Here is an 8,122-nt window from a genome sequence, read left to right as displayed (position 1 = left end):
GCCGCCGCGCCCTTGGCCGGTGCTGGCGCGCCGATGGTCGCCCCGCGCGGCATCCCGGCGGGGCAGGTTGGCGGCATGGAGATGCGCGGATTCGGCGCCGTGGTGCCGGCTCGCGTCAGCGTATTGCCGCAGCTGGTCGGATGACGGAAGGGGAGAAAAAAACTCGACGCACCATTGACCAAAATCCATAACTGACAACCGTTTTCGAAGGAGACAAGCAATGACAGCACGATTCATGACCGACCCGCACGAGATGCGGGCGATGGCGGGCCGCTTTGAGGTGCACGCCCAGACCGTTGAGGACGAGGCTCGCAAGATGTGGGCGTCCTCGATGAACATCGCGGGTTCGGGCTGGAGCGGTCAGGCGCAGGCGACGTCGTACGACACCATGGGTCAGGTCAACCACGCCTTCCGCAACATCGTCAACATGCTCCACGGTGTGCGCGACGGACTGGTCCGCGACGCGAACAACTACGAGCAGCAAGAGCAGGCCTCGCAGCAGATCCTGGGCAGCTAGCCCACCCTACAAACAGGAGACGTACAACGATGACCATCAACTACCAGTTCGGCGATGTCGACGCCCACGGTGCCTTGATCCGCGCGCAAGCCGCGTCTTTGGAGGCCGAGCACCAGGCCATCGTCCGCGATGTGCTTGCCGCCGGGGACTTTTGGGGCGGTGCCGGTTCGGCGGCGTGCCAGGAGTTCATCATTCAGTTGGGCCGCAACTTCCAGGTGATCTACGAGCAGGCCAACGCCCACGGGCAGAACGTGCAAACCGCCGGCAGCAACATGGCGGGCACCGACAGCGCCGTCGGGTCGAGTTGGGCTTAGCGGCTAAGGGGTGACCAAAACCTTGCAGTGTCGCTCGGGGTCGGCGAGGTCGTCAAAGGCGGCGCCGACCCCGTCCAGGCCGACCTCCCCGGTGATCAGCGGGCTCACGTCGATGTCACCGTCGGCCAGGGCCCGAAGCGAATCGGTGAATTCTTCCGGGGTATAGGCGAGCACGAACTGGACGTTGATCTCTTTGGCGATCGCGAAGAAGGGATGCACGGTGTCGGGCTGCATGCACACGCCCGCGACCACCAGGCGGGTGCCGGACCGCGCCCGAAGCAGGACGTCGTCGATCACCCCGGGCACTCCGACCGCCTCGAACACCACGGCGGGTTTGACGGAGTCGAACGGCGAGCCCTGCGCCGCATCCAGCGTCTGATGCGCGCCCATGGCGGTGGCGAGTTCCCGGCGCTTCGGCGAAAAGTCAGACGCCACAATGTTTTCGACGCCACGAGCCCGCAGCGCCGCGATGATGGCGATGCCGATCGGGCCGCATCCGATTACCAGGGCGGTCTCGCCGGGGGCGATGTTCGACTTGTTGACGGCGTGCAGCCCGACCGCCATGGGTTCGGTCAGGGCGGCATGTTTGAAGTCCAGGCCGTTGGGGACGGGCAGCAGCAGCGGCGCCGAGAGCAGCATGCGTTCGGCGTAGCCGCCGATGGTGCTGTTGCTGTAGACGATGGGCTCAACGCCCTTGGCGGACAGCAGTATCGGAAGGGAGGTGACCAGCGTTCCCGGCGGGTGGGTTTCGGTATCGGGCCCGGCCTCGAGCACCTCGGCGCTGAACTCGTGGCCCATGAAGATGTCGTGGCTCAGGTCGACGTGCATGCCGCCCTTGCCGCCGGCCACCCGGTCGGTCATTTCCAGCACCTGTGCGCCGTGCGCGGCGAAATGTAGGTCGGAGCCGCAGATGCCGCAGGCCCGCACGCCGACGAGCACCTGACCGGCCTCGGGCACGGGCTCCACTACGTCGTCGCGGTAGACCATCCGGCCGTCGCGCAATACCGCGGCGCGCACTAGCTTTTCACCCCCTTCTGTTCGTCGACGTGCTCGGTGATGGCCTTCACCACGGCCTCACCCGCCCGGCCGATCAACTGGTCGCGGTTGCCCTTGGCCCAGTCGTGCGACGAACGCGACGCTTCGAGTTGTCCCTTGAAGTGGGGGATCACCTTGCGCGCCATCAGGTCGTAGCAGTGATAGGTCGCCTCGGGGGAGGCCCAGTCGTGGCCCAGCATCAGCAGTGTGCCGAAACCGCCTGAGCGTTCGAGCAAGTCCTCGATGTGGGTGATCGCGTCGTCGGGGGTTCCGATGCAGCAATTGCCCTTGGCCGCGTAGTCCTCGACGAACTCGTGCGGTGTCTGGGCGCCGTCGACGGTGTTGGCCAGCGGGACGAACCCGGCCGCGCCGAAGTAGTTGGCGAAATCCTGCAGGCCGTAGGTGCAGTCGTCGATCGCCTTTTCCCGGCTGTCCGCGATGTGCATGATGCTCAGAACGCGCCAGTCGGCCCGATCCGGCTCGGCCCGTCCGGCTTTGTCGGCCTGCTCGCGCACCACGTCCCAGGTGGTTTCGAGGGCGGCGTAGCCGCCGGGCACCGACATCGACAGAGACAACAGCGACGTCCCCAGCGCGCCCGCCAGCCGCGGACCGGAAGGCGAAATCATTGCTGCCGTGGAGATTTCGGGGTAGGGCCAGGTGTAGGGCCGGATGTGCAGCTGCGCCTCACGCAGCGTGAACCAGTCGGTGTGGCGGTCGATTCGCTCGGTGGGTCCGGCACGGAACAGCGCGAGGATCGCTTCCAGCGACTCCTGCATCATGTGCCGTTGATCGACCGGGTCGATGCCCATCATGTAGGCATCCGACGGCAAGGCGCCCGGGCCGGTGCCAAACATCACCCGGCCGCGGGTGAGGTGATCGAGCAGCACCCAGCGGTCGGCCACCATCAGCGGATGGTGGTAGGGCAGCGAGACCACCCCGGTACCCAGTCGGATGTGTTTGGTCCGCTCGGCCGCGGCGGCGATGAACACCTCGGGGCAGGCGATCAGCTCGTAGCCACCGGAGTGGTGTTCGCCGAACCAGGCCTCGTCGAACCCGAGCCGGTCCAGCGCGACCACCCGGTCCATGTCGTATTCCAAAGCGACCGTTGGCGATTGGCCAATCGGGTGAAACGGTGTGATGAAGACACCGAAGCGCAGCGGGGCGCTCATCGCAACTCCAATCCGTTGAGGAAGTCCAACAGGGCAGCGTTCACCTCGTCCGGCCTTTCCTGCTGCAACCAGTGCCCCGCGTCGTCGATCATCACCTGGCGGTAGGGGCCGGTGATCGCGTCGGCGGCGCGGTCGGCGCGAGTGAACGACAGGACGGGATCGGCCGTCCCGCCGATGAACAAACACGGGACCGAGATCTTCACACCGTCCAGCTCGGGAGTGGTCTCCCAGTTGCGGTCGAAATTGCGGTACCAGTTCAGGCCGCCGGTGAACCCGGTACGGGTGAATTCGGCGATGTAGTGGTCGAGCTCGTCCTGACTTATCCAATCCGGCAGCCCGTCGGGTTCGGGCAGCCGCTCGAGGAAGCCTTCCGGGCCGGGGGTGGCCATCCGCACCAGTGCATCCTTGCCGTCGGCGCGCAGGCTGCCCATCATGCGTCGCATCACCCGGGCGGGATCGGCGTTCAATTCGGCGTCGGCCACGCCGGGCTCCTGAAAGTACAGGATGTAGAAGAAGTTCTCGCCAAACATCTTGCGCCAGGCCTCCGTCGGCGCCACGTGCGGGCGCGGCGTCACCGGCACGCTGAGCGCGGCGACGGCCGCGACCCGATCCGGGTGCAGCAACGGGGCGTTCCACACGACGGCGGCGCCCCAGTCGTGCCCGATCCAGACGGCCCGTTCGGCCCCGACGTCGTCGAGCAGGCCGACCAGGTCGGCGGTGAGGTGGTGAATGTCGTAAGCCTCGATGGGGTCGGGACAAGACGAGCCGCCGTAGCCGCGTTGATCCGGGGCCAGCACGTGGTAGCCGGCCTCGGCGAGCACCGGTATCTGGTAGCGCCACGAGTAGGCCAGCTCGGGAAATCCGTGGGCCAAAATCACCACGGGTGCGCCGCGTTCGCCCGCCTCGATCACCCGCAGCCGCACACCGTTGGTCTCCACTAACCGTTCGGTTGATTTGAGCACCATGCCACCAAAGCACAACCCCTGCGGGGCTGAGAAGTATTCGCGCTGATTGCGAATAGCATTCCAACAGCTTTGCTCGGCTGGTAGATATCGCCGTAAAGCCCGCGCATTTCTTGGAAGCAGGTGGACCCGATGAGGCGGCTCGACCACGTCGTCCTGTGGACGAAGGATCCGCGCGTCGCGATGGATTTCTATACGCGGGTGGTCGGATTGGCTCCGGTCCGGTTCGCCGAGTTCGAGGCCGGCGACGCGCCCTTCCCGAGCGTGCGGGTGTGCGAGGACTCGATCATCGACCTGATGCCGGTTGCAGGTGCCGCCGGTACCGAGTCCCTGACGCGGGTCGACGGCAGCGCCGGACACCCGGTGAACCACGTCTGCCTTGCGCTGTCGAAGTCCGAATACGACGCGCTGGACCAACGCCTGCAGGCGGAGGGCGTGGACACCGGCGCGCGGCTCGGCCCCAATTTCGGGGCCCGCGGTTGGGCGCCGCAGGCGTACTACTTCGCCGATCCGGATGGCAACGTGATCGAGGCCCGGTACTACGAATGACGAGACGTCGGGCCGCCGCGCCGGCCGCCGAACGTCACGCTGGCGTGACCGCCGCCGCCGAACGTCGCGCTGGCGTGACGCTCGGCCCGGCGGGAGGGAACCCCCGGTCGTTGTATCGAGAGGCGGTGGCGACCCGCTTCGCCCCGGCTCTGCCGGGGCTCGCGATCGCCACCGTGCAGATGGTGGCGACCCGCTTCGCCCCGGCTCTGCCGGGGCTCGCGATCGCCACGAGCGGTAACCTGGACTTTTCTAGCTGCGTGAATATCGGGGAAGGACCTGGCCGGCAAGGCCGATGATTGATGAACCGGAAAAACGTTATTCGCAGCATCACGGCGATTGCGGTCGTGGTGCTGCTCGGTTGGTCGTTCTTCTATTTCAGCGACGACACCCGCGGCTACAAGCCCGTCGACACGTCGGTGGCGGTGGCGCAGATCAACGGCGACAACGTCAAGAACGCGCAGATCGACGACCGTGAGCAGCAGCTGCGGTTGACCCTGAAAAAGGGCAACAACGACACCGACAACTCCGACAAGATCATCACCAAATACCCGAGCGGGTACGCGGTCGACCTGTTCAACGCGCTGAGCGCCAAGAACGCGAAGGTCAGCACGGTCGTCAACCAGGGCAGCATCCTGGGCGAGCTGCTGGTCTACGTGCTGCCGCTGCTGTTGCTGGTGGGTCTGTTCGTGATGTTCTCCCGCATGCAGGGCGGCGCGCGAATGGGCTTCGGGTTCGGCAAATCCCGGGCCAAACTGCTGAACAAGGACATGCCCAAGACCACGTTCGCCGACGTTGCGGGCGTCGACGAGGCGGTCGAAGAGCTCTACGAGATCAAGGACTTCCTGCAGAACCCCGGCCGTTATCAGGCGCTGGGCGCCAAGATCCCCAAGGGCGTGCTGCTCTACGGCCCGCCCGGGACCGGCAAGACGCTGCTGGCCCGCGCGGTGGCCGGGGAAGCCGGCGTGCCGTTCTTCACCATCTCCGGCTCGGACTTCGTCGAGATGTTCGTCGGCGTCGGCGCCTCGCGGGTGCGCGACCTGTTCGAGCAGGCCAAGCAGAACAACCCGTGCATCATCTTCGTCGACGAGATCGACGCCGTCGGTCGCCAGCGCGGCGCCGGCCTGGGCGGCGGCCACGACGAGCGCGAACAAACGCTGAACCAGTTGCTGGTCGAAATGGACGGCTTCGACCCGCGCGCCGGGGTCATCCTGATCGCGGCCACCAACCGGCCCGACATCCTCGATCCCGCGCTGCTGCGGCCCGGCCGCTTCGACCGGCAGATCCCGGTGTCCAACCCCGACCTGGCGGGCCGCCGTGCGGTGCTGCAGGTGCACTCCAAGGGCAAGCCCATCGCCCCGGACGCCGACCTCGACGGGCTGGCCAAGCGCACCGTCGGCATGACCGGCGCCGACCTGGCCAACGTCATCAACGAGGCGGCCCTGCTGACCGCCCGGGAGAACGGCACCGTCATCACCGGCGCCGCGCTCGAGGAGGCGGTGGACCGGGTGATCGGCGGGCCGCGCCGCAAGGGCCGGATCATCAGCGAGCAGGAAAAGAAGATCACCGCCTACCACGAGGGCGGCCACACCCTGGCCGCCTGGGCGATGCCGGACATCGAGCCGATCTACAAGGTGACGATCCTGGCGCGGGGACGCACCGGGGGCCACGCGGTGGCGGTGCCCGAGGAAGACAAGGGCCTGCGTACCCGCTCGGAGATGGTCGCGCAGCTGGTGTTCGCCATGGGCGGCCGCGCCGCCGAGGAACTGGTCTTCCGGGAGCCGACGACCGGCGCGGTGTCCGACATCGAGCAGGCGACCAAGGTGGCCCGCGCGATGGTCACCGAATTCGGGATGAGTTCCAAGCTGGGCGCGGTCAAGTACGGCACCGAACACGGCGACCCGTTCCTGGGCCGCACCATGGGGACCCAGGCCGACTACTCCCACGAGGTCGCCCGCGACATCGACGACGAAATCCGCAAGCTGATCGAGGCGGCCCACACCGAGGCGTGGGAGATCCTCACCGAATACCGGGACGTGCTCGACACGTTGGCCGGACAGCTGCTGGAAAAGGAAACCCTGCACCGGGCCGAACTGGAGGGCATCTTCGCCGACGTCGAAAAGCGGCCCCGGCTCACCATGTTCGACGACTTCGGTGGCCGCATCCCGTCCGACAAGCCGCCGATCAAGACACCCGGCGAGCTGGCGATGGAGCGTGGCGAGCCGTGGCCGCCGCCGGTCCCCGAGCCGGCGTTCAAGGCCGCCATCGCGCGCGCCAGCGAGGCCGCGGCCGCGCGAGCGGAGGCCGAGCGAAACAACAACGGCGGCAACGGTTCTCAGGGCTCGCAAGGGGCCGGCCACCGCCCGGGCGCGCCGCATGCTCCCACCCAGCCGGACTACGGCGCGCCGGCGGGCTGGCACGCACCGGGGTGGCCGCCGCCGGACCAGCAGCCGAATTACTGGTATCCGCCGCCGCAGGCCCCACAGCAGCCTTACTTTCCGCAGCCGGCGGGGCACCACCCGGGTTATCAAGGCCAGCCCGGCCACCCGCAGGGTCAGGCGCAGCCCCCCTACCCGCCGTATCCGCCCTACCCGCCGCCGAGCCTGCCCAACCCGGCCGGCGGGAAGTCTCCCGACCAGCAGGACGACGACGTGAGCCGGTCCAACCCACCGGCCCACGGCTGACGAACGGAGGATTCGATGGCCTTGACGGATTTGGGGCCGGACACCGCCGATCCCCCTATCCGGGTGTTCGACCAGGAGCGCGCCGAGGCCGCGGTCCGGGAGTTGCTGTACGCCATCGGGGAGGACCCCGACCGGCACGGCCTGCGGGAGACGCCGGCCCGCGTCGCCCGCGCCTACCGCGAGATGTTCGCCGGGCTCTACACCGATCCCGACAGCGTGCTCAACACCATGTTCGACGAAGAACACGACGAACTGGTGCTGGTCAAGGAGATCCCGCTGTATTCCACGTGTGAACACCACCTGGTGTCGTTCCACGGGGTGGCCCACGTCGGTTACATCCCCGGCTCCGACGGCCGGGTCACCGGGCTGTCGAAAATCGCGCGACTGGTCGACCTCTACGCCAAGCGGCCGCAGGTGCAGGAACGGCTCACCAGCCAGATCGCCGACGCGCTGATGAAGAAACTCAATCCGCGGGGCGTGATCGTCGTGATCGAGGCCGAGCACCTGTGCATGGCCATGCGCGGCGTACGCAAGCCCGGCGCGGTCACCACCACGTCGGCGGTGCGCGGACAGTTCAAGAGCAACGCGGCGTCTCGAGCGGAAGCGCTCGACCTCATCCTGCGTAAGTGAGCCGGCGCCTGTGCAGGTTATGGGAGTCCTGAACGTCACTGACGACTCGTTCTCCGATGGTGGCCGCTATCTCGATACTTCTAACGCGGTGGCGCACGGTCTGGCGCTGGCGGCCGACGGCGCGGACATCGTCGATGTCGGTGGGGAGTCGACCAGGCCCGGCGCCACCCGGATCGACTCCCAGGTCGAGACGTCCCGGGTGATCCCCGTCGTCAAAGAGCTTGTGGCAGAGGGGATTACGGTAAGCATCGACACCATGCACGCC

At 67.4% G+C, this 8,122-nt stretch carries 9 protein-coding genes; 6 read left to right on the top strand and 3 right to left on the bottom strand.

Features of this window, described 5'->3' with window-relative positions; all coding sequences use genetic code 11:
• Positions 1-220: 220 nt before the first annotated feature.
• Together A5702_RS20275 and A5702_RS20270 are read left to right on the top strand one after the other, a co-directional pair.
• On the top strand, positions 221-517 hold the full coding sequence (locus A5702_RS20275; protein ID WP_068223098.1) for a WXG100 family type VII secretion target: 297 nt from the start codon (positions 221-223) through the stop codon (positions 515-517).
• 29 nt (positions 518-546) lie between these two features.
• Complete coding sequence (locus tag A5702_RS20270; RefSeq protein ID WP_055405394.1) at positions 547-831, top strand: WXG100 family type VII secretion target; 285 nt, start codon at positions 547-549, stop codon at positions 829-831.
• A 3-nt stretch (positions 832-834) separates the two neighbouring features.
• On the opposite strand, the gene A5702_RS20265 is transcribed toward A5702_RS20270, so the two are convergent.
• The 3 genes from A5702_RS20265 to A5702_RS20255 are packed head-to-tail and all read right to left on the bottom strand — an operon-like array spanning position 835 to position 4,000.
• Complete coding sequence (locus tag A5702_RS20265; RefSeq protein ID WP_068223094.1) at positions 835-1,848, bottom strand: zinc-binding dehydrogenase; 1,014 nt, start codon at positions 1,846-1,848, stop codon at positions 835-837.
• Positions 1,848-3,035 (bottom strand): LLM class flavin-dependent oxidoreductase, encoded by a 1,188-nt coding sequence (locus tag A5702_RS20260; RefSeq protein WP_068223092.1) that lies wholly within the window; start codon positions 3,033-3,035, stop codon positions 1,848-1,850. The genes A5702_RS20265 and A5702_RS20260 overlap by 1 nt, the downstream gene beginning before the upstream one ends.
• A complete protein-coding gene (locus tag A5702_RS20255) occupies positions 3,032-4,000 on the bottom strand; it encodes an alpha/beta fold hydrolase (protein ID WP_369817952.1) in 969 nt (322 codons plus the stop codon). Before A5702_RS20255 ends, A5702_RS20260 begins: the two co-directional genes overlap by 4 nt.
• A gap of 129 nt (positions 4,001-4,129) precedes the next feature.
• Between A5702_RS20255 and A5702_RS20250 the strand changes: the two genes are divergently transcribed.
• The 4 genes from A5702_RS20250 to A5702_RS20230 all read left to right on the top strand — a co-directional run.
• Positions 4,130-4,546 carry a VOC family protein gene (locus tag A5702_RS20250; RefSeq protein WP_068223102.1) on the top strand — a complete coding sequence of 139 codons (417 nt, stop codon included), beginning with the start codon at positions 4,130-4,132 and terminating at the stop codon, positions 4,544-4,546.
• 299 nt (positions 4,547-4,845) lie between these two features.
• Positions 4,846-7,227 (top strand): ATP-dependent zinc metalloprotease FtsH, encoded by a 2,382-nt coding sequence (gene ftsH, locus A5702_RS20240; RefSeq protein ID WP_068223090.1) that lies wholly within the window; start codon positions 4,846-4,848, stop codon positions 7,225-7,227.
• Between the two features lie 15 nt (positions 7,228-7,242).
• A complete protein-coding gene (gene folE, locus A5702_RS20235; RefSeq protein ID WP_055405390.1) occupies positions 7,243-7,857 on the top strand; it encodes a GTP cyclohydrolase I FolE in 615 nt (204 codons plus the stop codon).
• A 19-nt stretch (positions 7,858-7,876) separates the two neighbouring features.
• A partial coding sequence (locus tag A5702_RS20230; RefSeq protein ID WP_197506647.1) for a dihydropteroate synthase occupies positions 7,877-8,122 on the top strand: 246 nt, incomplete at its 3' end.

The organism is Mycobacterium sp. E3339 (assembly GCF_001666915.1).
Taxonomy (GTDB): Bacteria; Actinomycetota; Actinomycetes; order Mycobacteriales; family Mycobacteriaceae; genus Mycobacterium.
Note: the sequence above shows the minus strand (reverse complement) of the source record. Positions and strands in the feature narration are given on the sequence as shown.